Source organism: Falsiroseomonas sp. HC035, from assembly GCF_050563525.1.
Classification (GTDB): domain Bacteria; phylum Pseudomonadota; class Alphaproteobacteria; order Acetobacterales; family Acetobacteraceae; genus Falsiroseomonas.
In genome coordinates this window covers 412940-438700 of the sequence record NZ_JBNXUN010000004.1, presented here as the reverse complement: position 1 = coordinate 438700, position 25761 = coordinate 412940, and the positions used below count along the sequence as shown (strand labels likewise).

General features: G+C 67.1%; 29 protein-coding genes and 1 tRNA gene. 16 read left to right on the top strand and 14 right to left on the bottom strand.

The window, feature by feature from the left end; all coding sequences use genetic code 11:
* The first annotated feature begins 58 nt into the window (after nucleotides 1–58).
* The 9 genes from infA (at nucleotide 59) to ACLF3G_RS12330 (ending at nucleotide 6284) form a co-directional block, all read left to right on the top strand.
* Nucleotides 59–277, top strand: a complete 219-nt coding sequence (infA, locus tag ACLF3G_RS12370) for a translation initiation factor IF-1 (RefSeq protein WP_217379027.1) — start codon at nucleotides 59–61, stop codon at nucleotides 275–277.
* Between the two features lie 35 nt (nucleotides 278–312).
* Nucleotides 313–891, top strand: coding sequence for a Maf family protein (locus tag ACLF3G_RS12365; protein WP_430669697.1), 579 nt, complete (start codon nucleotides 313–315; stop codon nucleotides 889–891).
* Entirely contained in the window at nucleotides 888–2054 is a 1167-nt protein-coding gene (locus tag ACLF3G_RS12360; RefSeq protein WP_430669668.1) for a ribonuclease E/G, read from the top strand. The genes ACLF3G_RS12365 and ACLF3G_RS12360 overlap by 4 nt, the downstream gene beginning before the upstream one ends.
* Entirely contained in the window at nucleotides 2051–2236 is a 186-nt protein-coding gene (locus ACLF3G_RS12355) for a DNA gyrase inhibitor YacG (RefSeq protein WP_430669667.1), read from the top strand. Before ACLF3G_RS12360 ends, ACLF3G_RS12355 begins: the two co-directional genes overlap by 4 nt.
* 78 nt (nucleotides 2237–2314) lie before the next feature.
* Nucleotides 2315–2390 (top strand) — tRNA-Phe (locus ACLF3G_RS12350).
* Nucleotides 2391–2507: 117 nt separating this feature from the next.
* Nucleotides 2508–3422 (top strand): branched-chain amino acid ABC transporter permease, encoded by a 915-nt coding sequence (locus ACLF3G_RS12345; RefSeq protein WP_430669666.1) that lies wholly within the window; start codon nucleotides 2508–2510, stop codon nucleotides 3420–3422.
* On the top strand, nucleotides 3419–4726 hold the full coding sequence (gene livM, locus ACLF3G_RS12340) for a high-affinity branched-chain amino acid ABC transporter permease LivM (protein ID WP_430669665.1): 1308 nt from the start codon (nucleotides 3419–3421) through the stop codon (nucleotides 4724–4726). The genes ACLF3G_RS12345 and livM overlap by 4 nt, the downstream gene beginning before the upstream one ends.
* The gene (locus tag ACLF3G_RS12335) at nucleotides 4723–5565 is read left to right on the top strand and encodes an ABC transporter ATP-binding protein (RefSeq protein ID WP_430669664.1); all 843 of its coding nucleotides are present in this window, start codon (nucleotides 4723–4725) and stop codon (nucleotides 5563–5565) included. Before livM ends, ACLF3G_RS12335 begins: the two co-directional genes overlap by 4 nt.
* Nucleotides 5565–6284, top strand: a complete 720-nt coding sequence (locus ACLF3G_RS12330; RefSeq protein WP_430669663.1) for an ABC transporter ATP-binding protein — start codon at nucleotides 5565–5567, stop codon at nucleotides 6282–6284. The genes ACLF3G_RS12335 and ACLF3G_RS12330 overlap by 1 nt, the downstream gene beginning before the upstream one ends.
* Before the next feature lie 4 nt (nucleotides 6285–6288).
* On the opposite strand, the gene gluQRS is transcribed toward ACLF3G_RS12330, so the two are convergent.
* On the bottom strand, nucleotides 6289–7146 hold the full coding sequence (gene gluQRS / locus ACLF3G_RS12325) for a tRNA glutamyl-Q(34) synthetase GluQRS (RefSeq protein WP_430669662.1): 858 nt from the start codon (nucleotides 7144–7146) through the stop codon (nucleotides 6289–6291).
* 42 nt (nucleotides 7147–7188) lie between these two features.
* Between gluQRS and ACLF3G_RS12320 the strand changes: the two genes are divergently transcribed.
* Together ACLF3G_RS12320 and ACLF3G_RS12315 are read left to right on the top strand one after the other, a co-directional pair.
* Nucleotides 7189–7851 carry an alpha/beta hydrolase gene (locus ACLF3G_RS12320; protein ID WP_430669661.1) on the top strand — a complete coding sequence of 221 codons (663 nt, stop codon included), beginning with the start codon at nucleotides 7189–7191 and terminating at the stop codon, nucleotides 7849–7851.
* 151 nt (nucleotides 7852–8002) lie between these two features.
* Entirely contained in the window at nucleotides 8003–8578 is a 576-nt protein-coding gene (locus tag ACLF3G_RS12315) for an HNH endonuclease (RefSeq protein WP_430669660.1), read from the top strand.
* 7 nt (nucleotides 8579–8585) lie between these two features.
* On the opposite strand, the gene ACLF3G_RS12310 is transcribed toward ACLF3G_RS12315, so the two are convergent.
* Nucleotides 8586–9143, bottom strand: coding sequence for a demethoxyubiquinone hydroxylase family protein (locus ACLF3G_RS12310; protein WP_430669659.1), 558 nt, complete (start codon nucleotides 9141–9143; stop codon nucleotides 8586–8588).
* Nucleotides 9143–9628, bottom strand: a complete 486-nt coding sequence (locus ACLF3G_RS12305) for a disulfide bond formation protein B (protein WP_430669658.1) — start codon at nucleotides 9626–9628, stop codon at nucleotides 9143–9145. The genes ACLF3G_RS12310 and ACLF3G_RS12305 overlap by 1 nt, the downstream gene beginning before the upstream one ends.
* A gap of 94 nt (nucleotides 9629–9722) precedes the next feature.
* Between ACLF3G_RS12305 and ACLF3G_RS12300 the strand changes: the two genes are divergently transcribed.
* Nucleotides 9723–10349 (top strand): glutathione S-transferase family protein, encoded by a 627-nt coding sequence (locus ACLF3G_RS12300; RefSeq protein WP_430669657.1) that lies wholly within the window; start codon nucleotides 9723–9725, stop codon nucleotides 10347–10349.
* A 7-nt stretch (nucleotides 10350–10356) separates the two neighbouring features.
* Here ACLF3G_RS12300 and ACLF3G_RS12295 read toward each other — a convergent pair whose 3' ends face one another.
* The 5 genes from ACLF3G_RS12295 to ACLF3G_RS12275 form a co-directional block, all read right to left on the bottom strand.
* Nucleotides 10357–10917 (bottom strand): cob(I)yrinic acid a,c-diamide adenosyltransferase, encoded by a 561-nt coding sequence (locus ACLF3G_RS12295; RefSeq protein WP_430669656.1) that lies wholly within the window; start codon nucleotides 10915–10917, stop codon nucleotides 10357–10359.
* Nucleotides 10911–11216, bottom strand: coding sequence for an energy transducer TonB (locus tag ACLF3G_RS12290; protein WP_430669655.1), 306 nt, complete (start codon nucleotides 11214–11216; stop codon nucleotides 10911–10913). Before ACLF3G_RS12290 ends, ACLF3G_RS12295 begins: the two co-directional genes overlap by 7 nt.
* A 518-nt stretch (nucleotides 11217–11734) precedes the next feature.
* Nucleotides 11735–12622 carry a cation diffusion facilitator family transporter gene (locus ACLF3G_RS12285; RefSeq protein WP_430669654.1) on the bottom strand — a complete coding sequence of 296 codons (888 nt, stop codon included), beginning with the start codon at nucleotides 12620–12622 and terminating at the stop codon, nucleotides 11735–11737.
* A 138-nt stretch (nucleotides 12623–12760) separates the two neighbouring features.
* Nucleotides 12761–16261, bottom strand: coding sequence for a methionine synthase (metH, locus tag ACLF3G_RS12280; RefSeq protein ID WP_430669653.1), 3501 nt, complete (start codon nucleotides 16259–16261; stop codon nucleotides 12761–12763).
* Between the two features lie 14 nt (nucleotides 16262–16275).
* The gene (locus ACLF3G_RS12275) at nucleotides 16276–17214 is read right to left on the bottom strand and encodes an ArsR/SmtB family transcription factor (protein WP_430669652.1); all 939 of its coding nucleotides are present in this window, start codon (nucleotides 17212–17214) and stop codon (nucleotides 16276–16278) included.
* A gap of 213 nt (nucleotides 17215–17427) precedes the next feature.
* Between ACLF3G_RS12275 and ACLF3G_RS12270 the strand changes: the two genes are divergently transcribed.
* Nucleotides 17428–17625, top strand: a complete 198-nt coding sequence (locus ACLF3G_RS12270; RefSeq protein WP_430669651.1) for a hypothetical protein — start codon at nucleotides 17428–17430, stop codon at nucleotides 17623–17625.
* Nucleotides 17626–17628: 3 nt separating this feature from the next.
* Here ACLF3G_RS12270 and ACLF3G_RS12265 read toward each other — a convergent pair whose 3' ends face one another.
* The 5 genes from ACLF3G_RS12265 to ACLF3G_RS12245 form a co-directional block, all read right to left on the bottom strand.
* Nucleotides 17629–18342 carry a hypothetical protein gene (locus tag ACLF3G_RS12265; protein ID WP_430669650.1) on the bottom strand — a complete coding sequence of 238 codons (714 nt, stop codon included), beginning with the start codon at nucleotides 18340–18342 and terminating at the stop codon, nucleotides 17629–17631.
* Nucleotides 18342–19757: a TRAP transporter large permease gene (locus ACLF3G_RS12260; RefSeq protein WP_430669649.1), complete on the bottom strand. Its 1416-nt coding sequence runs from the start codon at nucleotides 19755–19757 to the stop codon at nucleotides 18342–18344. Before ACLF3G_RS12260 ends, ACLF3G_RS12265 begins: the two co-directional genes overlap by 1 nt.
* Before the next feature lie 29 nt (nucleotides 19758–19786).
* Nucleotides 19787–20464, bottom strand: coding sequence for a TRAP transporter small permease subunit (locus ACLF3G_RS12255; RefSeq protein WP_430669648.1), 678 nt, complete (start codon nucleotides 20462–20464; stop codon nucleotides 19787–19789).
* Nucleotides 20465–20568: 104 nt separating this feature from the next.
* Nucleotides 20569–21777 carry a TRAP transporter substrate-binding protein gene (locus ACLF3G_RS12250; RefSeq protein WP_430669647.1) on the bottom strand — a complete coding sequence of 403 codons (1209 nt, stop codon included), beginning with the start codon at nucleotides 21775–21777 and terminating at the stop codon, nucleotides 20569–20571.
* A 39-nt stretch (nucleotides 21778–21816) separates the two neighbouring features.
* Entirely contained in the window at nucleotides 21817–22629 is an 813-nt protein-coding gene (locus ACLF3G_RS12245) for a ferredoxin--NADP reductase (protein WP_430669696.1), read from the bottom strand.
* A 115-nt stretch (nucleotides 22630–22744) separates the two neighbouring features.
* Between ACLF3G_RS12245 and ACLF3G_RS12240 the strand changes: the two genes are divergently transcribed.
* The 3 genes from ACLF3G_RS12240 (at nucleotide 22745) to ACLF3G_RS12230 (ending at nucleotide 25313) form a co-directional block, all read left to right on the top strand.
* Complete coding sequence (locus tag ACLF3G_RS12240; RefSeq protein WP_430669646.1) at nucleotides 22745–23440, top strand: GNAT family N-acetyltransferase; 696 nt, start codon at nucleotides 22745–22747, stop codon at nucleotides 23438–23440.
* Nucleotides 23441–23524: 84 nt separating this feature from the next.
* Entirely contained in the window at nucleotides 23525–24721 is a 1197-nt protein-coding gene (locus ACLF3G_RS12235; protein WP_430669645.1) for an amidase, read from the top strand.
* 73 nt (nucleotides 24722–24794) lie between these two features.
* Nucleotides 24795–25313 (top strand): N-acetyltransferase family protein, encoded by a 519-nt coding sequence (locus tag ACLF3G_RS12230; RefSeq protein WP_430669644.1) that lies wholly within the window; start codon nucleotides 24795–24797, stop codon nucleotides 25311–25313.
* Nucleotides 25314–25322: 9 nt separating this feature from the next.
* Here the strand turns inward: ACLF3G_RS12230 and ACLF3G_RS12225 are convergent, their stop codons facing one another.
* Complete coding sequence (locus ACLF3G_RS12225) at nucleotides 25323–25706, bottom strand: hypothetical protein (protein ID WP_430669643.1); 384 nt, start codon at nucleotides 25704–25706, stop codon at nucleotides 25323–25325.
* Nucleotides 25707–25761: the final 55 nt, after the last annotated feature.

Genomic DNA, 25761 nt, shown 5'->3' with positions numbered 1-25761 from the left:
CTTGAGGTGTCCCCTGGACCGGCCGGGCGCGCGCTGATGGTCCCGATGAAGGATGCGCATGTCGAAAGAGGACATGATCGAGTTCAGCGGCACGGTGGCGGAACTGCTTCCGAACGCGATGTTCCGCGTCAAGCTCGACAACGAGCACATGGTTCTCGCGCACACCAGCGGCAAGATGCGCAAAAATCGCATCCGGGTCCTGGCCGGCGACCGCGTGAACGTGGAGATGACACCGTACGACCTGACGAAGGGGCGGATCACGTTCCGCTTCAAGTGACGGGCGGCCCGGCAGGTACCTCCGAATCCGGAGCCCTGCGCCCGAAGCTTGTGCTGGCTTCCGCCAGCCCACGGCGCTTCGACCTTCTCGCACGAATCGGATGCACGCCAGACCGCGTGTTGCCGACTGACATCGACGAGGCGCCTCGCAAGGCAGAACTGCCGCGCCTCCTTGCCATCCGCTTGGCTGCGGCGAAGGCCGCGGCCGGCGCTCTCGCCGAACCAGATGCCCTGATCCTGGCCGCCGATACCGTGGTCGCGCTTGGCCGGCGGCTGATGGGCAAGCCGTCCGATGCGGCGGAGGCCATGCATTTCCTGGCCCTGCTGTCCGGTCGGCGGCATCGTGTGATGACCGCGATCTGCCTGCAACGACCGGATGGGGCGCAGACCTCCCGGCTGGTTACCAGCGTTCTGGCGTTCCAGAGGCTGACCCAGGCCCAGATCGAGGATCATGTGGCCAGCGGCGAATGGCGCGGCGCGGCCGGTGGCTACCAGATCCAGAATCGGGCGGAGATGTTCGTCCGGTTCCTATCCGGCAGCCACTCCAACGTCGTGGGCCTTCCGCTGTTCGAAACAGCGCAGCTGCTTCGGGGAGCTGGCTGGCTGCGGCCATGAATGATCAGGCGGAGATCCGCGTCAGCGCCACGCCGGGCGAGGTTCGGGTCGCGGGGCTTAGGGGCGGAGTGCTGGAGGTCGCAGCCGTAGAGCGGACCGGCCGTCCCGATGGGGTCGGCGACCTGCACCTGGCGCGGGTGTCCGCCCTGTCCGCGGCCATGAGCGGCGCATTCCTGACGCTGCAGGATGGAACGACGGCTTTTCTTCCAGAAGGCGAAATGCCGCCGCCCCGCCGGCCGATTGCACAGGCGTTGCAGGAAGGGCAGGCGCTGCCGGTGCGACTCATCCGGGCAGCGCAGGGCGGCAAGGGTCCGCGAGCGACAGCCCGATTGAGCGCAGCCGAACTGGCGCTCGCCGCCACCACCACCGATGCAGCGCCGCTTCTGGTGCGACGAGGTGATGATGCGGCGACCCGGCTGGCGCGGGACTGGCCCAACGCCTCCATCGTCACGGACAACGCGCGACTTGCGGCAGCGCTTGGCGCCCGGATCGGCAAGGGACGTGTCTCACTCGTGCTTGGAACTGCCTTCGATACGGAGTTGGAGGCGGCTATCGAGGATCTGCATTCGCCGGGTGTCGAGTTGAAGGGTGGGGCGCGCCTGGTCATCCAGCCAACCTCGGCGCTGACCGCAATCGACGTGGATACCGGCCCCGCTGCCGGCAGCCGCGATCCAATGGCACACAAGCGCGTCAATTCGATGGCCATTCTTGAGATCGCACGCCAAGTCCGGCTACGGAACCTGGGCGGCGCCATTCTTGTGGATTTCGCTGGTCTTTCGGTCCGGCAACGTGAGGCGCTCGTGGCGCCGATGGCGGCGGCGTTGCTGGTCGATCCGCTGAAGCCGCGCCTGCTGGGCCTGACGGGTCTTGGCCTGATGGAGATCGTGCGCCCCCGCATCCATCCGCCACTGCACGAAATTGTGGGATTTCCTCCGACGCCGCTGACCTGGGGGCTGGCAGCGCTTCGGCAGGCGCTGCGCGAATCCGCCGCCTCCCAGGGCGCGGCCCTCGCACTGCGGGCGGCACCCGAGGTGATCACGGCACTCAGGCTCGAGGCAGGTGTCCTCGACGCCTACCGGGAGGCAGCGGGCAGGCCCCTGATCCTGGACCCTGACCCTCGACTGCGCCCCGGCCAGGAGGAGATTGTGGACCCTTCGCCATGACCAAAAACGGACCCACAAAGCCATCCCTACGGACATGCGCCATCTGCCGACGTGCCGTCACCGACCCGGCTTCCCGCTTCTGTTCCGAGCGCTGCGCCCAGGTCGATCTCGGCCGGTGGCTCCGCGGAGACTACGCGATCCCGGTCGAGGGCGACCCGCTGCCGCCGGACGAAAGCCGCTGAAGGCATGGGTGGACAGCCTGGACACCTTCCGCTATCACGCGCGCCTCTACCGGAGGCGCAAGCGCTGCCTCTCAAGGGGCCCAGGTAGCTCAGTTGGTAGAGCATGCGACTGAAAATCGCAGTGTCGGTGGTTCGATTCCACTCCTGGGCACCATCCTTTCCTGTCGACCGCAACCCGGCAGCCACCGCTCTTCTTCGCTGAAATCCTCTTGCGTCACCTGCGCGGTTGCGTGACCGTCCCTGCGATTGATCGACTCCGAGGGACGGGATCTTGGCCTACGCGCTGCAGCAGTTGATCAACGGGATCAGCTTGGGGATGATCTACGGCCTGATCGCCGTCGGATACACGATGGTCTACGGCATCATCGGCATGATCAACTTCGCCCATGGCGACATCTTCATGGTCGGTGCCTTCGTGGCGCTGGTCGCCATCCTGATGCTGATCTCGGGCGGCCTGATGGATGGCCCGGCTGCGATACTCCTGGTCTTGGCGATCTCCATGGCGTTCACGGCGCTGTATGGCTGGACGGTGGAGCGCGTGGCCTACCGTCCCCTTCGCGGCAGCTTTCGCTTGGCGCCGCTGATTTCCGCCATTGGTATGTCCATCGTGCTGCAGAACTTCGTCCAGGTCAGCCAGGGTGCGCGTGTCAAGCCGCTGGAGCCGCAGATCCGTGGCGGGATTGAGTTGATGCGGGATGGTAACTTTGCGGTCCAGCTTTCCTATATGCAGATCCTCATCATCACCTCGACTCTGGCCGTGCTGGCCGTGTTCACATGGCTGGTCACGAGAACGGCGCTGGGCCGTGCGATGCGGGCCTGTGAGCAGGATCGCCGCATGGCAGCCCTGCTCGGAATTAACACCGACCGGACCATCAGCCTGGCCTTCGTCATTGGTGCCGCCTTGGCTGCCGTCGCCGGCACGCTTTATCTGCTTCGCTACGGCATTGCTGATTTCTTCATGGGCTTCATCGTCGGTGTGAAGGCATTCACGGCTGCCGTCCTGGGCGGCATCGGCAGCCTTCCGGGCGCCGTGCTGGGCGGCCTCCTCATCGGCCTGATCGAGACCTTCTGGTCCGCCTATTTCTCCGTCCAGTACAAGGACGTCGCCGCCTTCGGGATCCTGATCCTGACCTTGGTCTTCCTGCCGACCGGCCTGCTCGGGCGGCAGGAGGTCGAGAAGGTATGAGTGGCCAGGAGGCGTATCGCCCGGCAGGGCGCCTTCGGCCCGCACTAATTGATGCGCTAAAGGCCACGCTGGTCGCGTTCGGGCTTTTCGTGGTCATGGTTGGGGTGCGGACCGATGTGGCGCCGACTGGCGCCCTGTTCCTCCGCACCCGTTGGCCCGAGGTGGCTCTGCTCTGCGGCCTGGTTTTCGCGCTGCGGCTTGCGATGGGGCTGTGGCGGCGCCCCCAACTCTCACCCGATGGGGCCGCGCGTCTGGCCGGCACGTTGTCGACCGCTGGCATGTTCTTCGGCCCGGCGCTGCTCGCGGTGGCGCTGATCCTGCCGCTCATTCCCGGCATCGGCCGCTACGAACTGGACCTCGGGATCCTGGTGCTGACCTATGTGATGCTGGGCTGGGGATTGAACATCGTCGTCGGCCTGGCTGGACTTCTGGACCTCGGCTACGTCGCCTTCTACGCGGTCGGCGCCTATTCCTACGCACTGCTCGCCCAGTATTTCGGTCTGTCCTTCTGGCTCTGCCTGCCGCTGGCCGGCATCCTGGCGGCTTTCTGGGGCGTGCTGCTCGGCTTTCCGGTGCTGCGACTTCGAGGAGACTACCTCGCCATCGTCACCCTGGCCTTCGGCGAGATCATCCGCATCGTGCTGCTGAACTGGGTCTCGCTGACTGGCGGCCCGAACGGCATCTCGGGCATCCCCCGGCCGACCTTCTTCGGCCTGCCCTTCAGCATGGGGGGGGAGCCCGGCAGCTTCGCAGGCTTCTTCGGAATCGAGCCAAGTCCCTCGCACCGCGTCATCTTCTTGTACTACCTGATCTTGTGCCTGGCGCTTCTGACCAACTGGGTCGCCATCCGCATCCGCCGCCAGCCTATCGGCCGTGCCTGGGAAGCGCTGCGGGAGGATGAGGTCGCCTGCCGCGCGCTCGGCATCAACATCACCAACACCAAGCTGACGGCCTTCGCGCTTGGCGCCATGTTCGCCGGCTTCGCCGGCGCCTTCTTCGCCACGAGGCAGGCCTTCATCAGCCCCGAAAGCTTCACCTTCATCGAGAGCGCCATCATCCTGGCCATCGTGGTTCTGGGCGGGCTGGGCAGCCAGATCGGCATCGCGGTTGCAGCCATCGTCATGATCGGCGGGTTTGAGTTGTTCCGCGACCTCCAGGAATACCGGATGCTGGTCTTCGGCGCCGCCATGGTCGCCATCATGGTCATGCGCCCACGTGGCCTCGTCGGCACCCGCGCGCCCAGTATCCTGCTCGGCGGACCCCGCCGCATCGAGGGCCACCATGTCAGCGAGGGCCGCGGATGAGCGCGGCCTTCGCACCAGGCCCGGAAGCCGGCACGGAGATCCTGGCCGTCACCGCTCTCAGCATGCGGTTCGGCGGTCTCCTCGCCGTCGATGCCGTGGACTTTCAGGTGCAACGCGGCAGCATCACCGCGCTGATCGGCCCGAACGGCGCCGGCAAGACCACAGTCTTCAACTGCATCACTGGCTTCTACCGCCCGACCTCCGGCCAGATCAGCCTGCGCCGCGCCGATGGCAGCCTTGCCGCGCTGCACACGCTGAAGGACCACCGCATCGCACGTGCCGGCGTCGCCCGCACCTTCCAGAACATCCGGCTTTTCGCCGGGATGACGGTGCTGGAGAACCTCCTGATCGCGCAGCACCTGAAGCTGCAGAAAGCCACCGGATTTGGCATCGGCGCCATGCTCGGCATCTCCGGCTACAAGACAGCAGAGGCCGAGGCGGTAGATCGCGCGGTGGACTGGCTGCGCGCGATCGGCTTGGTGGACCGTGCAGACGACCCGGCCGGGGCCCTGCCCTACGGCGCGCAGCGCCGGCTGGAGATCGCACGCGCCATGTGCACCATGCCGGCACTGCTCTGCCTCGATGAACCCGCGGCCGGCCTCAACCCGCGCGAATCGGACGACTTGGCGCGGCTGCTGGTGGCCATCCGCGATGGCAGCGCGACCACGAGCGCCCCCACCTCCGTCCTGCTGATAGAGCATGACATGGGCATCGTCATGCGGATCTCCGACCATGTCGTTGTCCTCGACCACGGCAAAAAGATCGCCGAGGGTACGCCGACGGTCATCCGCAACGACCGCCATGTCATCGCGGCCTATCTCGGCGAGGATGAGGCGTGATGACGAAGCCGATGCTGGAGGTGGACGGGCTTGTGGCCAGCTACGGCTCCGTGCAGGCGCTGAAGGGCGTTTCGCTACATGTGGACCCTGGAGAGATCGTTACGCTTATCGGTGCCAACGGCGCCGGCAAATCTACCCTGCTGATGAGCATCTGCGGCGACCCGCGCGCCAGCGCCGGCCGGATCCTGCTGGAAGGCACGGATATCAGCGCCAGGCCAACCTTCGAGATCATGCGCAGCGGCGTCGCGCAGTCGCCCGAGGGCCGGCGCATCTTTCCGCGCATGTCGGTGCTGGAAAACCTGGTGATGGGCGCCCAGGCCGTGGGCCGTGACCCGGGCCCCGAACTGCCCCGTGTCTTCACCCTGTTCCCGCGCTTGCAGGAACGCCAGGCGCAGCGGGGCGGGACGCTATCCGGCGGCGAGCAGCAGATGCTGGCCATCGGCCGCGCCCTGATGTCCCGCCCCCGACTGCTGCTGCTGGATGAACCTTCCCTCGGACTGGCGCCCCTGATCTCGCGCCAGATCTTCGCCGCGATCCGTGACCTGAATGAGCGCGAAGGCCTGACCGTGCTGCTGGTCGAGCAGAATGCCAATCAGGCGCTGCGCTTGGCGCATCGCGGCTACGTCCTGGTGACCGGCCGCATCACCATGAGCGGCACCGGCAGCGAGTTGCTGGCACGGCCGGAGATCCGCGACGCCTACCTCGGCGGCGGGCACTGAAGCGTCAGCCGGGAAAGCCGGCCATGGCGCGTGCCTCGCCGGGCGGCACGCCGCGCGCGCGAAGGTCCCGCAGCGGCACCGCGCCGTCTCGCTTGGACAGCCTTCGTCCATCCCGCCCCGTCAGCAGCTGGTGATGCGCATAGGCAGGCTCCGGCCAGCCCATGAGATGTTGTAGCAGGCGGTGCAGGTCGGTGGCCGGCAGCAGGTCCTCACCCCGCGTCACAAGTGTAACGCCGTCCCGCGCGTCATCATGGGTGACGCACAGGTGGTAGCTGGCCGGCACCTCCTTCCGCGCCAGGACCACGTCGCCGAAGCGCGCGGGGTCGCAGGCAATGCGGCCCCGTCCGGCCTCTTCGAACGACAGAGGCGCCGGCAGGTCCGCCAGCGCCCGGGGCATGTCCAGGCGCCAGGCATGTGGCACGGCCTGGGCCATACGGTCCTGCCGCTCCGCCACCGGCAACCGTCGACAGGTCCCGGGATAGAGCGGCCCGTCCGGGCCGTGCGGCGCGGCGGCACTGCCCGCAATCTCACGCGCGATATCGCTGCGGGTGCAGAAACAGGGGAACAGCAGGCCGCGCGCCTTCAGCGCATCCAGCGTCCGTCCGTAATCATTCATGTGCCGGGACTGCACCCGCACCGGCCCGTCCCAGTCAAGTCCGAGCCACGCCAGATCCTCCATGATCGCCGCGGCAAAGGTCGGCTGGCACCGGGTCGCGTCGATATCCTCGATCCGAAGCAGGAAGCGCCCGCCCGCCTGCCGCGCGGCCCGCCACCCTGCAAGGGCGGAATGCGCGTGCCCGAGATGCAGGAAGCCTGTCGGACTCGGGGCGAAACGGGTGACGAGGGGCCAGGGCGCGGTCATCCTCTCACCCGGGTAGCCGAAGCCCGGCCGACGGAGCAAGAGATGGACGACACCTTCGATGGTCCCCAATGGGGGCCGGCCTCCGGCGGCAAGCCGCGCCACCTGGTGCTGCTGCTGCATGGTGTGGGCGCAGACGGCTTCGACCTGATCGACCTGGCGCCAGGCTGGGGAAGGGCGGTGCCGGATGCCCTGTTCATCGCGCCGCACGCGCCGGAGCCCTGCGACATGGCGCCCTACGGCCGGCAGTGGTTCAGCCTGCAGGATCGCTCGCCGGTGCAGATGCTGGCGGGTGTACAGGCCGCCTCCGACTGGCTGCGCCCTCGGCTGGACCAGGCGGTGGCAAGCCTCGGCCTCTCCCGTGCCGACGTGGTGCTGATGGGCTTTAGCCAGGGCGCGATGACGGCGCTCCATGCGGGGCTAAGTCAACCCGGCGGATGCGCCGCGGTACTGGCGTATGCCGGTGCGCTTCTCGGGCCGGAGACGCTGGCCGCCGGAAAGCAGGCCTCGCCGCCCGTGCTGCTGGTACATGGCGAGGCCGACGAGGTGGTTCCGGCCGCCGCCAGCCGCCGCGCCGAACAGGTGCTGGCAGCAGCCGGAATCGACGTCGAGGCGGTCTACCGCCCCGGCCTGGGACACGGCATCGACGAGGTCGGCATCAGCCTCGGCGCCCTGACGCTGCAGCGCGTACTCGCGGCATCCACATGACCGGCACGTGAAACGTCCGGTCGCGGCGGTTGCGCCCGCGGACGGGCGCTGGCATGTAGACGTGGTCAACGCGGCGCTGCCACAGCATATGGGGCTTGCCTAACGTTTAGAGCCCCAGGGCTGGGTTCGCTGCCATTCACAGGAGTGGCGCTTGCCTGACGGCGGACACTTCCAGCTGGGTCAATCCTTCCCCGCGCTCGTCCTGAACGCGGATTTCCGTCCGTTGTCCTACTTCCCGCTCTCGGTCTGGGCCTGGCAGGATGCGGTGAAGGCGGTGTTCCTCGACCGCGTCTCGGTGCTTTCGGAATACGAGACGGTCGTGCACTCGCCGCGCGTCACCATGCGCCTGCCCAGCGTCATCGCGCTGAAGGACTACATCCCGGCGGCACGGCGCCCGGCCTTCACCCGCTTCAACGTGTTCCTGCGCGACAGCTTCGAATGCCAATATTGCGGCCAGGGGCGGCCGACGCCGGAGCTGACCTTCGACCACGTCATCCCACGCAGCCGCGGCGGGCGCACCACCTGGGACAACGTCATCACCGCTTGCGGCCCCTGCAACCTGCGTAAGGGCAACAAGCTGCCGCGGGAGTGCCGCATGTTTCCCCGCCAGGAGCCGCGCCAGCCGACCAGCTGGGAATTGCAGGAAAACGGCAGGTCCTTCCCACCGAACTACCTGCATGAAAGCTGGCGTGACTACCTGTACTGGGACAGCGAGTTGGAGAGCTGAGCCGGGCTCACACCCGCTCGCTGACCTTGATTGCGACCTTGCAGCCGGCCTTGATGGCGGCACTCAGCAGCCGGTAGGCCGGGGCCAGTTCCGCCTCGTTCTCCAGGCCGATGTCGCGGTGCTCGAGCTCCTCCGCCCGAAAGCGTTCGATCTTCTCGCGCAGCGGTGCCTCGTCGTCGCCCAGGGTCGCGGCCTGGGCCTGGTAGTGCTCGTCGATTGCCTCCTCCACCGCGACGGTGCAGGCCATGGCGCCGCGATGGCCGAGCAGGGCCGTGGCCGCGCCGAGGGCGAAGCCGGCCACGTGCCAGATCGGCAGCAGCGCCGTTGGCCGCACCCGGCGCTTGGCGATCAGGCCGGCGAAGGTATCCAGGTGGACCTGCTCCTGCGCCTTCATATGCTCGATGACAGGGCCGTATTTGGTGCGGCCCAATACCGCCAGTTGGCCCTCATAGATGCGCTTGGCGCCGTATTCGCCGGCGTGGTCTACGCGGATCGTGCGGGCGACGTAGTCACGCGGGGTGGGGTCGCCCGGCAGGCGGCCTTCGGCGGTCTCGCGGTTCGGCATCAGCGCATCCCTCCGGTGTCGCGGCCGGCGCGGCGGAACGTCCAGCCGGCCAGCAGCAGCGCATAGATCAGGTTCATCGTCGCGACGGAAAGGGGCAGGCCCGGAATCAGATAGGCCGGCTCGTCGCACGGCTTGGTCGGCCGCGGCGCCAAGTCCCGCAGCAGGTCGTCCACGCTGGTGCCCGTGCCCACGCCGGGCGCCAGGCAGGCGGGCAGCGGCGATGGCCACCAACCCTGTTCCACCCCCACATGCAGCAGCGCAATACCGCCCGAAGCAAGGACCGAAAGCGCCGCGCCGCGCAGCAGCCAACGCCTCCATCCGCCCGGCAGCAGCCCTGCCGCCAGGGCCAGGGCCGCGGCAACCCAGTACGGCCAGCGTTGCCAAAGGCACAACGCGCAGGGCGCAAGGCCAGGCCAGCGCTCGAAGCCCATCGCCAGCAGTGGCGCCGCGGCGGACAACGCTGAGATCAGGAACGGTAATGCCATGCCGCCTTCATCGTCCAGCCGGTCGCGCGCGGCAACTGGACCCTCGCCGGGCGCCGACCTACCGTGCAGGACCATCCTGAAGGGAAACGACGATATGCTGCGCATCTGGGGCCGGGCGAATTCGTCCAACGTCATGAAGGTGCTGTGGCTGTGCGAGGAACTTGGCCTGCCCTTCGAGCGGATCGATGCGGGCGGTGCCTTCGGACGGACGCGGGAGCCCGACTACCTGGCCAAGAACCCCAACGCGCTGGTCCCGACAATTGAGGAGCCGGACGGCTTCGTGCTGTGGGAAAGCAATGCCATCCTGCGCTACCTCACGCGCAGCCGGGCGCCGCAGAGCCCGATCTACCCTGCCGACCTTCGGGTCGCAGCAGATTGTGACCGCTGGCTCGACTGGCAGATCTCTGCCATCAACCGGCCGATGACCACCGTGTTCTTCACCTATGTCCGAATTCCGGAGCCCGAGCGCGACTGGACGTCGACGCACAAGGCGCGGGCGGAGGCGGAGACGCTCTGGGCCATGCTGGACCGGGCCATTGGTCGCAAGCCCTTCGTCACGGGCGACCGCTTGACCATCGCCGATATCGCGCTCGGCATCTACGTCCATCGCTGGTTCGCATTGCCGATCGAGCGCGCCGAGATGCCCGCGCTGCGCGGCTGGTATGACCGCCTGCTGGCGCGCCCTGGCTTCATCAAGCACTGCGCCGGACCACTGACCTGAAGGCGGCCTAACGACCGGCACCGGGCGTCCAAACCACATCCTCGGCCCCGTTGCCGTTCAGCCGGCGCGACAGCACGAACAGGTGGTCCGACAAGCGGTTTAGGTAGCGGATCACCGACTGGTTCACCGCATCCTCCGCCGACAGCGACACAACCTCGCGCTCCGCCCGCCGTACCACGGTGCGCGCCAGATGCGCATAGGCGGCGCCGGCACTGCCGCCCGGCAGCACGAAGCTGCGCAGGGGCGGGATCACCGCGTTCATCTCCGCCAACTCGGCCTCAAGCCGCAGGCACTGCGCATCCGTGACACGCAGGCGGTCGCCGTCGGTGCCGGGTACGCAGAGATCGGCGCCCAGGTCGAACAGGTCGTTCTGGATCCGCGCCAGCATGGCATCCCCGGCCCGATCCCCTTGCAGGTGCAGGCGCAGCAGGCCCAGCACCGCATTGGCCTCATCCACCGTGCCATAGGCCGCGACTCGCAGCGCGTCCTTCCGCACCCGCGTCCCGTCACCCAGCGAGGTCTCGCCAGCATCGCCGCCCCGGGTCGTGATGACGTCGAGCTTTACCATCGCAGGCCTCCTTCAAGCTGGAACGAGATATGGAGCGAGGTGACGAATTGCACTGGCTGCCCGTCGCGCAGCGCAGGCTCAAACCGCCAAGTCCGGACCGCCTCCAGCGCCGCGCGGTCCAGCGCAGGATACCCGGCCGAGACCTGGACGGCCGCATCGGTCACCTGGCCCGCCGCGCTGATCTCCACCATCAGCGTCACGCGGCCCTGCTCATTCCGCATGCGGCTGGCGCTGGGATAGGCCGGCGGCGCGTTGAAGCCAGCCCCGAGTTGGCGCGGCGGCCGGACTTCGCCCCGCACCTCGATGCCTCCTGCCGCCAGAGGCGGGGCGATTACGGCTTCGGCTGCACCAGCAGGGGCCGTCGGTGCGGGGGCAGATGCCGTAGCCTGGCGGGGCGGCGAGTCAGGCGATGCTGGCGGTCGCGGGGCGGGCGGCGGCGGCAGAGGCAGGGCCGCCTCCGTAGGCGCCAAGCCGTCGGCCGGCTCTGGCGATGCCGCCGGCTCCGGCTCCGCGGGCTGCACTGTCGGCGCGGCGTCTGCGGCCTTCGGTTCAGGTGCGTCCCCGCTCGCCTGCGCAGCCGGCACCGGATCGGCCGCAGCCGCCATGCTGGTGGAATCCGCGGCGTCCCCCGCTCCTTCGCCCTGTTCGGACCAGATCAGGGCAACCCGACTGTCCGGAACTTCCTGCGGCAGGCTGGCCGGAAGCCTCGCCAGGACAAGTCCGAGCCCGGCATGCACAAGAACGGAGCCCGCAAGCCATCCGACGGCAGCGCCGCTGCGCCCACGCGAGGCCTGGCCGGCGAGGCGCCCTTCTCCTCTCAAAGCACCAGAACGCCGCGATGCTTGGCCTTACCCTCCGGCTCGACATGGATGGTGATGAGCGCCGCCTGCAGATCGGACTTCAGCGCCGCTTCGATCCGATCGCAGATGTCGTGCGCCTGCGTCACCGTCATGTCACCCGGCACCACAAGGTGGAATTCGACGAAGGTGGTGGGCCCGGAACGCCGAGTTCGGATGTCATGCGCCTCGATCGCTCCCTCGGCATTGGCGGCGACAAGTCCGCGGATCCGCGCAAGTTCTTCCCCCGGCACCGCCTCGTCCATCAGGCCGCCGAAGGATTCGCGCATCAGGCGCCAGCCTGAGACCAGGATGTTCAGCGCTGTCAGCGCCGCCAGCAGCGGGTCGATCCAGGCGAGCCCCGTCACCGCGACCAGGGCGACCCCCGCCACCACGCCGACCGAAGTCACCACATCGGCCAGCAGATGCCGCGCATCGGCCAGCAGCGCCGGCGAGCGCGCCGCTCGTCCCTGCCGGAACAGCATCACCGACCAGCCAGCATTGATGCTGGTCGCCACCACAGAGACCGCCAGCCCTGCGGCGGCACCTTCCAGGACACGCGGAGTCTGCCAGGCGGACCAAGCCTCGTTCAGGATCAGCAGGGCCGCGACGCAGATCAGCACGCCTTCCAACACGGCGGAAAAGTATTCGGCCTTGGCGTGGCCATAGGGATGATCGGCATCAGGCGGGCGGGCGGAGACCCGGATGGCCGCCAGCGCCGCCAGCGCAGCCGCCACGTTCACCACGCTTTCCAATGCGTCGGCGAACAGCGCGACGCTGCCCGTGATCCACCAGGCGGCAGCCTTCAGGCACAGCACGCCCAGCGCCACCACGACGCTGATCGCCGCAATGGTCTCGACGCGCTTCATGCCCTGCCGCCGGATGGCGGAATGGATCGGCGGATGATGCAAGACCCGGTCACGCTGCGCCTCCGCAAGACCGCCGCTTGATGCCCCGCCTCCCCGCCTCGCTGCAAGTCCGGCGCGGCGAAGGGTGGCGGGCCGCTGTCAGACCGAGAAATACTTGGCCCGTGGATGGTGCAGCACGATGGCGCTGGTCGATTGTTCCGGATGCAGCTGCCACTCGTCGGACAGCGACACGCCGATGCGGTCGGACTGCAACAACCGCAACAGGCCTTCCTGGTCTTCCAGCCGCGGGCACGCGGGGTAGCCGAAGGAATAGCGGCCGCCGCGATAGGATTGCTGCAGCATCTTGTCCATGTCGCGATCATCCTCTCCGGCAAAGCCGAGTTCAGCACGGATGCGCTTGTGCAGGTATTCCGCCATCGCCTCGGCCATCTCCACCGACAGTCCGTGCAGGTAAAGGTAGTCCTGGTAGCGGTTGTCCTCGAACCACTCGCGCGCGATGTCCGAGGCCTTCTGGCCCACCGTAACCACCTGCAATCCGATCACGTCGCGGGACGTCGGTCCCTCGTCAATGTCGCGCACGAAGTCGGCGATGCATTCCCCGTCCGGCTTCGGCTGGCGCGGAAGGTTGAAGCGGCAGACCTCGGTCGCACCATCCTCGGCGAACAGCACCAGGTCGTTGCCCTGGCCGGCGCATTTCCAGTAGCCGTAGACCGCCTGTGGCTTCAGGATCTTCTGCTCCTCCGCCAGCGCCAGCATGCGCTTCAGCACCGGACGCAGTTCCTGCTTCGCCCAACCCAAGAAGTCCTCCAGCGACCGGCCCGCCTTTCGGAAGCCCCACTGGAATTGATACAGGCTGCGCTCGTTGATGAAGGGGATCACCGCCTTGGGCGGTGCCTCAACCACACGGGCGCCCCAGAAGGGCGGCACCGGCACGGCGCTTTCGGCCGAAACGCGGCGGCGTCGTTCCTGGGCATAGCCGAGGTCGACCGGCGCAAAGCCGCGCGGGTCCGCCTGGCCGAGCACGCGCTTCTCGTTCTTCGCCTTGCCGGCGCGCTTCGCCTGCAGGGCCGAGAGATAGTCCTCGAAGCCGTTGCCCATCACCTTGTCCATCAGGTGCAGGCCATCGAAGGCATCCCGGGCATAGGCGACACGACCGCAGGCATAGGCCTGCACGCAGTCATCCTCGACGTAGTTCCGCGTCAATGCCGCGCCGCCCAGCATCACCGGAATATCAATCCCCTGGCGACTCATCTCTTCCAGGTTCTCGCGCATCACCACGGTGGACTTCACCAGCAGCCCGGACATTCCGATGGCATGTGCCTTATGTTCCTTTGCAGCCGCAACGATGTCGAGCAGCGGCACCTTGATGCCGAGGTTCACCACCTTGTAGCCGTTGTTGGTCAGGATGATGTCGACCAGGTTCTTGCCGATGTCGTGCACATCGCCCTTCACTGTGCCGAGCACGATGGTGCCCTTCTCCTGGCCCTCCACCTTCTCCATGAAGGGTTCCAGATAGGCGACGGCGGCCTTCATCGTTTCGGCGCTTTGCAGCACGAAGGGCAGCTGCATCTTACCAGCGCCGAACAGCTCGCCCACCACCTTCATGCCGTCGAGCAGCACGTCGTTGATGATCGACAGCGGCGTACTGCCCTGGTCCAGCGCGACTTGCAATTCCTCGCCCAGCCCCTTGCGGTCGCCGTCGACGATGCGGTCCTTCAGCCGGCCTTCCACAGTCTCGGCACGAACCTTCTTGACGTTGTCCGCTGCCTTCCGACCAGAGAAGATCTCCAGCACCTTCTGCAGCGGATCATAGCCCTCGCGGCGCCGGTCGAAGATCAGGTCCTCCACCACCTCCACCTCCTCGGGCGGGATTTGGTGCAGCGGCTTGATCTTCGAGACGTGCACGATGGCGCCAGTCATTCCCGCCTTTACGGCATGGTCCAGGAACACGCTGTTCAGCACATGCCGCGCCGCCGGGTTCAGGCCGAAGGAGATGTTGGACAGGCCGAGGATGATCTGAATGTCCGGAAACCGCTCCCGGATCATGCGAATACCATCGAGCGTCCACAGGCCGAGCTTGCGGTCGTCTTCGTTCCCGGTGGCGATGGTGAAGGTCAGCGGATCGATCAGCAGGTCGGACTGCGGAAGTCCGTACTGATTGCAGGCAAAATCGACCAGCCGTTCCGCGATGCGCAGCTTGTCCTCCGCCGTCTTTGCCATGCCGACCTCGTCGATGGTCAGCGCGATGACTGCGGCGCCGAACTTCTTGGCCAGCTTCAGCCGGTCATGCGCCGCATCCTCGCCATCCTCGAAGTTGATCGAGTTGATGATCGGCTTGCCACCGTGCAGCTTCAGCGCAGCCTCGATCACCGGCGTTTCCGTCGAGTCGATCACCAGCGGGCTATTCACGCTGCTGGTGAAGCGTCGGATCACCTCGTCCATCTCCTGCGTCTCGTTGCGGCCGACAAAGGCGGTGCAGATGTCGAGCGAGTTCGACCCCTCGGCCACCTGTTCGCGGCCGATGGCGACGCAGCCATCCCAGTCATGCGCTTCCTGCCGCTGCCGCCACAGCTTCGATCCATTGGCATTGCAGCGCTCACCGATGGAAAAGTAGCTGTTCTCCTGCCGCAGCGAGGTCGCCGAGTACAGGCTGGCGACAGAGGGCACCCAGACCGGCTTGCGCGCAATCGGCGCCGGCCGATGCCCCGCCTTGCCAAGCTTGCGCAGCAACTGGTCCAGTGCCTGGATGTGCGGCGTGGAGGTGCCGCAGCAGCCGCCAATAAGGTTCAGCCCGTCCTCGACAATGAAGCGCTCCATCCAGCTCGCGAGTTCGTTCGGACCAAGCGGGTAGTGGGTCTTGCCATCCACAAGTTCCGGCAACCCGGCATTCGGCTGCACGCTGATCAGGCCTGGCCAGTTCTGCGACAGCCAGCGCACATGCTCCGCCATCTCCTGCGGACCGGTGGCGCAGTTCAGCCCCATCAGCGGCACGTCAAGCGAATGCACCACCGTCGTCGCCGCGCCGATGTCGGGACCAACCAGCAACGTGCCGGTCGTCTCCACCGTCACCTGCACGAAGATCGGGATGTTTGACTTCGCCTGCTTGCGCGCGATCTTCGCGGCGTTGACAGCAGCCTTGATGAACAGCGTGTCCTGGTTCGTCTCGGTCAGCAGCGCATCCGCGCCGCCGGCGATCAGGCCCTGGCACTGCACCACCAGCGCCGCCTCCAGCGCATCATAGCCGATGTTGCCGAGGCTCGGCAGCTTGGTGCCCGGCCCGATGTCGCCGATCACCCAGCGATGCCGGCCGTCCACGAAAGTCTCTGCCGCCTCCCGCGCCAGTTCGACGGCCAGCTTGTTGATCTCGAAGGCCCGATCCTCCAGCTCAAACTCGCCAAGCGTGACCGGCGAGCCGCCGAAGCTGTTGGTCAGCACCATGTCGGCGCCGGCTTCGTAGTAGCCGCGGTGGATTTCGCGGACGAGGTCGGGGCGGGACAGGTTCAGGACCTCGGTGCAGTTCTCCTTGCCCCAGTAGTCCTTGTCCACGTCGAGCGTCAGCGCCTGGACGCGGCTGCCCATGCCGCCGTCGCAGAGCAGAACCTGGTCCTTGAGCGCGTCGAGAAGATGCGGGCGAGACATTCTGATGTTCCCTGTCAGCGGGATGAAACGGGGAGGGACGCCGGCTGGCGGGTCGCCGGCCACAGCCGTACCGCCAGCGGTCCATCGATTGTGTGGGCGGCGCGCAGGGCGCAGCCGGCTGCACCGAGCCAGCCGGCCAACTGCGCGTCGTCGAAACCAGGCCAGCGATGCGCGTAGCGGCCCAGCAACTCGGCCCGGGCATGCGGCGCCAAATCGACGACCACCAGCAGGCCACCTGGACGCAGCACCCGCGCCGCCTCGGCCAACGCCGCGGCCGGATCTTCGGCGTAGTGCAACACCATCTGCAGCGTCACCGCATCCATTCCACCATCCGCCAGGGGCAGGCGGTACATATCGGCTTGGCGCACGGCACAATGCGTCAGGCCGCGCTCGGACAGGCGGGCGCGGGCCAGGGCCAGCATCTCGCGGCTCGCATCGACACCGAGTGCGCTGCCGCAGCGCGACGCCAACACCTCCAGCAACCGCCCCGTACCGCTGCCGATATCCAGCAGGCGCTCCAGTCGCGGCGGCAGAACACCCAGCAGTGCGGCCTCGATATCCTCGGCGGGCAGGTCCAGCGCGCGCATCTCGTCCCATTCCGCACCGTGCCGGCGAAAGGCGTCAGACGCTGCGCGGGCACGCTCGGCGGCCAGGCGGGCTGCCGCACGGCGGTCGGCCGCAAGCAGCGGATCCTCCTCAGGCAGGCGCGCCAGGACCTGGCGGATCAGGTCCGCATCTGCGGGCAGTTGGAAGAAGACGTTGGCGCCCTCCGGCATCCGCTCAAGAAGGCCCGCCTCCACCAGCAGCTTGAGGTGGCGGGACAGGCGGGGCTGTGATTGGCCGAGGATGCCGCACAGATCAGACACACAGAACGACCCGCGCGCGCAGAGCGACAGCAGCCGAAGCCGAGTCGGCTCCGCCGCAGCACGGAGTTGGGCGAGAAGGTCTTCCATGGGTTGCAAATGACATAAAGATATCCTTATGTCTAGTCCATGACATGGTCCCTGGATGCCCGGATTCCGATTCGCCTGCTGTCACCTTGCGACCTGGCGGCTGCCATTTCAGCCTCATCAGCACCGTTCGCCCTGCTCGTCCCGGCGGAAATGGACGTCGGGCCAGAGCCTGCGGCCACGGTCGAGCGCTTCGAAGCCGGCGGCCTCCAACACATGGCCGCGTGCGCCTGCTGTGCCGGGCGCCCGCCTGCCGGAGTCGCGCTGGACCGTTTGTTCCAGGCCCGCATCCGCGGCCACTGCCCCTGGTTCGGCAGCGTCGTGGCTCTGGTGCCGGATGCCGCCACGCGCCTGGAAGTGGAGTCCGCGTTGCAGGACGATCCGCTGACCTCCGCGCGCTTCAGGCTCGGCTGAGTCTCAGGCGAATTCGGACGCAAGCCGGCCGAGCGGCCCGAGCGAGACTGTGACGACTCCGGCGGCCTGCACTGACGGCGTCAATCCCGCGACGACCAGAAGGCCGCCGGCCGGTAGGCCGCCCAGGCTCCGCGCGGCGCCTGCCGCTTCCGCGAATGCAGCACCAAGGTCACGCGACATGACGGTCCGCTTTCCACCCCTAGCACCGAGGCTTGCCGACACGACCATGGGTGCCAGCGGCTTCCCACGGCCCGCAACGACCAGGCCAAGCAGCGCCAGATCTGCGGTCCGTGTCGCAGTGTCTCCGGTCGCATCCGCGTGGCGGGTGGCGGAGACGTCCAGCGCCGCATGCAGCGTCGCGAAACACGGGGCCTCGTCCGAGTGAGGATCCAGCGGCGCCGCCAAGACCCCGATCGCTGCTGCGGTCAGCGTCGGATTCCGCAGCGCATCCAGGGCGATAGGTGTGCCAGCCGGCACCAAGCGCCCCTCGATCATCGGGCCAATCAGCGTTTCCGCGCCCGGCCGATACAGCAGCCGAATCCCACAAGGCGGGATGTCCAACCGTTCCAGAATGGCGAAGGCGACCTCGAGCCCTTCTGTGGCATCGCGGGGCGCGATGTCTTCCGGCAGCTCGGTTAGGGCATTGCCGGTTTCGACCGCCTCCGCCAGCCAGCGTGCAGCGCTATCCGGCGACCAGACCCTCTGATTCTCGACCATTAATTCAGCGGCGGGAGGCTGATTTCCTCCGGTTCCGTGAAGCCACCGGCCGGTGGGGCATCCAGCATGCTCGGCGCCCCGGGCACAGGCACCGCGCTGCCATAAAGGTTCTCCGGCAGCCAAGTGACGAGCGCCGGGAAGACGTAGACCAGCCCCATGCAGAAGACGACGATGTAGATAAAGGGCATGCATCCCTTGAAGATGTCCTCCAACCGCACGTGCGGTGGCGCCACGCCCTTCAGGTAGAAAGCGGCCATGGCAACCGGTGGCGACAGGAAGGATGTTTGCAGGTTCAGCGCGATCAGGATGCCAAAGAAGATCGGGCTGACGCCGAAATCATCCAGCAGCGGCAGGAAGATCGGTACGAAGATCACGATGATCTCGGTCCATTCCAGCGGCCAGCCCAGGATGAAGATGATGACCTGCGCCAGCAGCAGGAAGGTGAAGCTGTTCAGAGGAAGGGATTTGACGAACTCCTCCACCACCGTCTGACCGCCGAGGTAGCCGAAGACAGATGAGAAGATGTAGCTGCCGACGAACAGCCAACAGACCATGGCGCTTGTGCGCGCAGTAAGAAACACGCTTTCCTTCAGCTTCTGGAAGGTGAAGGCGCGGTAGGCGATGGCCAGCACCACCGAGCCCAGCGAACCCATCGCCGCAGCCTCGGACGGCGTCGCCAGCCCCAGAAGGATAGACCCGAGCACCGCCGCGATCAGGAAAGCCAGCGGGAAAAACGAGGTCAGCAGCGAGAATATGACCTGAACTGCTGGCACCGGTACCACATCTGGCGGCAAGCGCGGCGCGCGTTCCGGCTGGAAAATTCCGACGCCGACCGCATAGACGACATACAGCATCGCCAGCGTCACACCCGGGATGAATGCCGCAGCATAAAGCTGCACAACCGAAACCCCCGCCGTCGCACCATACAGGATCAGCATGATGGAAGGCGGGATCAGGATGCCGAGGCAGCCACCGGCGCAGGTGACGCCTGCTGCCAATCTTGGGTCGTAGCCAGCGCGGAGCATCGCCGGGAAGGCGAGCAGCCCCATCAGCGTAACCACCGCGCCGACGATGCCGGTGGCGGTGGCAAACAACGCACATGTGGCAAGGGTGGCCACGGCCAGACTGCCCGGCACGTTTCGACTGGCCATCTGCAGCGCCCGAAACAGCCGGTCCAGGATGTTCGCGCGCTCGATGATGTACCCCATGAAGACGAACAGGGGGACCGAGATCAGCACGTCGTTGCTCATCACGGCATAGGTGCGCTGCACCAGCAGGTCGAAGACACGATCCTGCATACCGAGGTAGCCGAAGAACAGACCCATCGCCATCAACGTGAAGGCGATGGGAAAGCCCAGCATGATGAAGAACAGGAACAGCAGGAGCTGCGTCAGCCCCAGCGCGGGATCACTCATGTCGATGGGGTCCGAGGCTCAGGAGGGACTCAGGTGTGCGGATGGCTCGACGTTGACGCGCGGGAAGGGCTGGTGGCTTGCGCGGCCTGCACCAGCGCCGCCTCGCCGCCCCGTGCCATTTCGGCCGCCAACGCCTCGGCACCCCTGGCTTCGGCCGCGGCCAGGATCTGCTTCTCCAACTCCTCCACATCCGAAAGCCGCTGCGGCCAGACGCCGGTGCGGATGCACTGCACGCAGCGCACCACTTCCACGATACCCTGCAGCAGCAGCAGCAGGCCCACCACGGGGATCAGGAACTTGAATGGCCAGATGATCGGCCCGTTCGGGCTGATGCTGGATTGCTCGTTCTGGGCCCAGGACTGGATCGAGAAATGCCAGCCGGAAATCATGAAAGCGAGGATGCCAGGAAAAAAGAATAGAAAATACAGCACCAGATCGAACTTGGCCTGCAGGACCGGACTGAACATCCGGTACAGGAAGTCGCCACGCACATGCCCGTTGCGAGACAAGGCATAAGCACCGGCCATCATGAATAGCGTCCCGTACAGCATGTAGGACGTGTCGAAGGCCCAGGTGGTCGGCGAGGCGAAGAACCGGCGCGCCGTCACATCATAGACGATGACCGCGGTCAGTATGACAACGCACCAGGCAAAGGTCTGGCCGACGATGGTGGACAGCCGGTCGATGCCGATCAGGACGCGCTGCATGAAAACTGGCCCTTAGCGGTTGCGGCAAAACCAGCAGGCTGCGCCGTACTCTCGATGTCCGCCGGCACGTCCTTTGGGGGCTGCCGGCGGATATCGGAGGTCTTTTAGCCTTGGCGGGCAAAGAAGTGGTTGTAGGCGATGACCGGGCTTGCCTCATAGCGCAGGAAGAAGCCGCCGACCCGCCTGCACCACTCGCGCTGGCTGTCGCAAACCTTCTTGAAGTACGGGCCATTTGCCGGAGAGGAAGCATCCGCCTCCAGCCGCTGCACCACCGTATCCCAGGCGCGTAGCTGCGCGTCGAGCACCGGCCGCGGCGTCGGCCGCACAGTCACGCCGGACTGCGCCAGCGCCACGAGGTCCTTCGAGTAGCGATCCTGAAGCTTCCACGACATGTCCGCGGAAGCCGCTTCCGAGGCATGCCGGACGATGGCCTGCAACTCCGCAGGAAGCGCGTCGTAGCGCCCCTTGTTGAACAGGATCTCGAAGGACTCGGTCTTCTGATGGAAGGACTGGATCATGTAGTTCTTCGCCACATCCGCGAAGCCGAGGACCCGATCCGAGGAGGGGTTGTTGAACTCCGCGCCGTCGATCACGCCGCGCTCGAGCGCCGGCACGATCTCGCCGCCCGGCAGAGCGACCACGGCGGCGCCCATCTCATTGAAAAGATCCGTCGCGAGACCCACCGTGCGGTAGCGCAGCCCGCGAATCTGCTCGACGCTGGTGACCGGGTTCTTAAACCAGCCAAGCGGCTGGGTCGGCATTGGGCCAGACTGGAAGCCCACGACGTTCAGTCGCAGGATGTCGTTGACCAGTTCCTTGTACAGCGCCTCGCCGCCGCCGTGGTAGAACCAGCCGAGTAGCTGATTGGCATCCCCGAACCAGGGTGGGGACGTGCCGAACAGGCTAAAGGCCTTGTTCTTGCCGAACCAATAGGCCGAGACGCCATGTCCACCGTCCAGGGTTCCGGCGTGCACGGCATCCATCAACTGAAACGCGCCAACCACGGCACCCGCCGCCAGCAGGTCTAGCCGCAGCCGGCCGCCGGCCATGGTGTTGACGCGCGTGACAAAGTCCTGGGCAAACTCATGGAAGATGTCGCGCTGTGGCCAGGTCGACTGGAAGCGCATCACCACGGTCTGTGCGCGGCTGACGCTTGGCGTGGCCAGGACTGCCGTGCCCGTTGTGCCGATCGCGGCAGCCTTGAGCAGGCCACGACGGCCGGCCGCAGAGGTCTTGGTTTCGGTCATTGCTTCCTCCAGACGTGCCGCCTGTCCGCTTTGCGGATCATTCGGCAGATTGCTCCACCGCCTCATTAGGCATCGCCGTGGGTGTACGCAATGCCCGGCGGCGGGCTACTTGCTGACGAACGCCTTCTCCACCACGAAAGTCCCGGGTCGGTTGTTGGCACCCTCGGTAAAGCCCCTGGCCTCAAGCAACCCTCGCATGTCTGCGTTCATTGCCTCGCTGCCGCACAGCATGGCGCGGTCGTGCTCCGGCGCAATCGGCCGCAGCCCAAGGTCTGTGCAGATCCGGCCGGAATCAACCAGCGTCGTGACCCGTCCCTGGTTGAGAAAAGGCTCGCGGGTCACGCTCGGGTAGTAAAGCAGCTTTTCGCGCACCAGGTCGCCAAGCAGCTCATGTTCGGGCAGTGCCTTGGTGATCAGGTCCCGATACGCCAGTTCGGCAACCTGGCGCACGGTGTGCGCCACCACCACACGCTCGTAGCGATCATAGGTTTCCGGATCGCGGATCAGGCTCAGGAACGGCGCGAGGCCCGTGCCGGTCGCGAAGAGCCACAGTGTGCCGCCGGGCGCCAGATTCTCGATCAGCAGCGTCCCGGTCGCCTTGCGGCCAATCAACACGCCGTCTCCCGGCACCACATGCTGCAGGCGAGATGTCAGAGGCCCGTCCTGCACCTTGATGGACAGGAACTCGAGGTGATCCTCCCAAGGCGGGCTCACCAGGGAATAGGCACGGACCAGCGGCTTGCCGTCGACCATCAGCCCGATCATCACGAAGTGGCCCGCCGTGAAGCGGAACTGCGGGCTTCGGGTGCAGGTGAAGGAAAACAGACGGTCCGTCCAATGATGGACCGAAAGGACCCGCTCCAGGAAAAACCCGGGCGGGGCGGCGGCAAGGGCCGGCGGGGCGCTGGGGGAGGACATGAGCCCCCTATGCGTCATCGCCGCCCCTGCCGCAATCCGAATGAGTTCCCAACCCTCGCCCGCCGCGGGAAGCTGCGCCATGCTGGTGTTGCGCCACCTGAAGGTCTTGCCATCCATGAGCCAGCCCCCGCTCGGCCCGATCGTCGATCCCACGCCCCGTCCGCTGCCGGCCCGCACGCCGCATCGCGGGCAGGCAGTGACGCTTGAGCCGCTCGCGGTGCGTCACGCGGCGGAACTTTGGGATGCCGCGCAGGCGGACCGGGACTCGGCGGGCTGGGCCTATCTCGGCTACGGCCCCTTCGCCGACGCGGAGGCAATGCGGCGCCACGTCGCCAGCTTCGCGGCGCAGCACGACCCGATGGCCTGGGCGGTCCGCCCACATGCCAGCGGCCTCGTCTCCGGATGGCTGACACTGATGGAGATCCAGCCGAGCAACGCCGCGATCGAGCTTGGCCACATCTGGTTCTCCCCCCGTCTCCAGCGCACCCGGGCCGCGACCGAGGCGATGTTCCTGCTGATGCGCCATGCCATGGACGATCTCGGCTACCGCCGCCTCGTCTGGAAGTGCAATGCCCTGAACGAACCCTCCCGCCGCGCCGCAGCCCGCCTCGGCTTCACGTTCGAGGGCGAGTTGCGGGCGCACATGGTGGTCAAGGGTCGCCGGCGCGACACCGCCTTCTACGCGATCCTGGAGGACGAATGGCCCGCGCGGCGGGAGCGGATCGCCGAGTGGCTGGATGATGCGAACTGGGACCACGGGCAGCGGCCGCGAAAGTCCCTGTCCCGGGCCGATGCGGCGCCTGCTCCGTAGGTCAGTCTGGCACGAAACCTGCTCGGAAACCCTGCTGAGGCCAGACCAGTTGGCCATCCCGGAACGCTGACGGAGTCCTGCCCCATGCCACGCGATCTCGACGACCAGGTCGGCGCCTTCATTCCCGGCCCCAGATCGGAACTGGCCGGAGCGCCAGAGGGCCCCCTCACCGGCCTCGATTTCGCCGTCAAGGACCTGTTCGACCTGGCCGGCGTCACTACCGGCTACGGCAATCCGGACTGGCGGCGAACCCACCCGCCCGCCGCCGCCACCGCGCCCGTCATTCTCTCGCTTCTCCAGGCCGGCGCGCATCTTCGCGGCAAAACGAAGACCGTCGAGCTTGCCTATGGTCTTACCGGCGAGAATGTCTGGTATGGCACGCCGGTCAATCCCGCCGCGCCGGACCGGTTCCCCGGAGGATCCTCCTGCGGCTCCGCTGCTGCGGTTGCAGCCGGGTTGGTGAATTTTGCCCTTGGCAGCGATACCGGTGGCTCAGTCCGCATTCCCGCCAGCTACTGCGGCATCTTCGGAATCCGCCCCTCCTGGGGCGCCGTGAACCTGGCGGGCGCCTGCCCATTGGGCCCTAGCTTCGACACCGCAGGCTGGTTCGCCTCCCGCGCCTCCGTGCTGCGTCAGGTCGGGGATGTCCTGCTGCCGGGCGGTGGCGAAGGCCCCCTAGGCCCGCTGGTCAAGGTGCAGGAGGCCTGGGTGAACGCCGTACCGCAGACGGCCGCGGCGCTGGCCGAGGCGCTCGCCAAGGCGGAACGCGTGCTGGGGCCGGCCCTGTCCATGCAGGTCGCACCCGAAGGGCTTGAGCAGATCTTCCACCACTTCCGCGCAGCGCAGGCAGAGGAAGCCTGGGCCAGCCTTGGCTCCTGGGTGGAGGCGACCAGCCCCACCTTCGGCCCCGGCGTGGCCGAGCGCTTCGCGGCCGCCAAGGCGACGGACCCCGTCCTGGCCGCCGCCGCACGTGGATTCCGGACCATGTTCCAGCACAGGCTACGGGCCATGCTGGCCGGCGGCGCCGTGCTGATATTTCCGACCTCGCCGGTTCCGGCACCGCTCCTGGATGCCGGCGCGGAAACGCAGCAGGCGGTGCGGGAGCGAACGATGGGAGTCACCGCCATCGCCGGCCTCGCCGGACTCTGCGAGGTCACTCTGCCGGCGGCCAGGGTGGATGGAGCGCCGGTCGGCCTCTCCCTGGTAGCGGCACCAGGCCGCGACCGTGCGCTGCTCGCGCTGGCCGAGAGGGTGGCGGGCGAATTACAACTTGCGATCTGAGGCCACCCGGCTTGCCCGTTTCCTCGCCGCAGCCTAACGCTCCGCCTTCGCCGCTGCCGGGATCGGGTGCCAGATGTTGATCCGTGACGCGACCGCCGATGATCTTGCCGCCATCACGGCCATCTACGCCCATCATGTGCGGGTCGGGACCGGCACCTTCGAGGAAACGCCACCAGAACCGGCCGAGATGGCCGCACGCATCGCCCGCGTCCAAGATGCGGGCTGGTCCTGGCTGGTGGCGGAGGCGGAGGGGGTCGTCCTCGGCTACGCCTATTTCAGCCAGTTCCGCGACCGATCCGCCTACCGGTACTGCGCCGAGAACGCGATCTATGTCCGCGACGACGTGCGCGGACAGGGCGTGGGGAAGGCGCTGGTCGAGGTGCTCCTGGAGCGCGCAACAGCCTGCGAGTTCCGCCAGATGCTGGCGGTTATCGGGGATTCCGAAAATGTCGGCTCCATCGGCCTGCATGTCTCGCTCGGCTTTCGGCAGGCCGGCGTGCTGAAGGCGGCGGGCCTGAAGTTCGGCCGCTGGGTGGACGTGGTGTTCATGCAGCGCGCGCTCGGCGACGGCGACCGCACGGCGCCGCCCTGACGCTGGCCCTTAATCCAGGACCAGCCCAAGACCCAGCGAAACGGCCCACAGCGCCAGTGCCGCGATCCCGACCGCGTCTGCGTGCCATACCAGGCGGGCGCGCAGTGTTGCAGACATCATTTTCTGAGCCTCGGGGGCCGGTAGGCTCTGCGCCAGGGCGGCAGCGTGTTCGAGCATCAGCGACCACAACTCGCTGCGCCGCATGTTGCGCCGCGGCGCGCGCCAGGCCGCGAGCAGCAGGCTCAAGCAGACCAAGCCGAGCAGGTTTCCGCCCGTTCGCGACGACAGCACCGGGTCGTAGGACAGCGCAAGCATCAGGGTCGCAACGCCCAGCCCCGCAAAGCTGAGTGCGCGGCGGATGGAGTGATCCGCCAGTCTCCGCATCATCTCCATCCAGCGCTCCTGTCGTCGCGTCTCGCGGTGTTCAAGGCGTGCCGTGGTGCTGGGC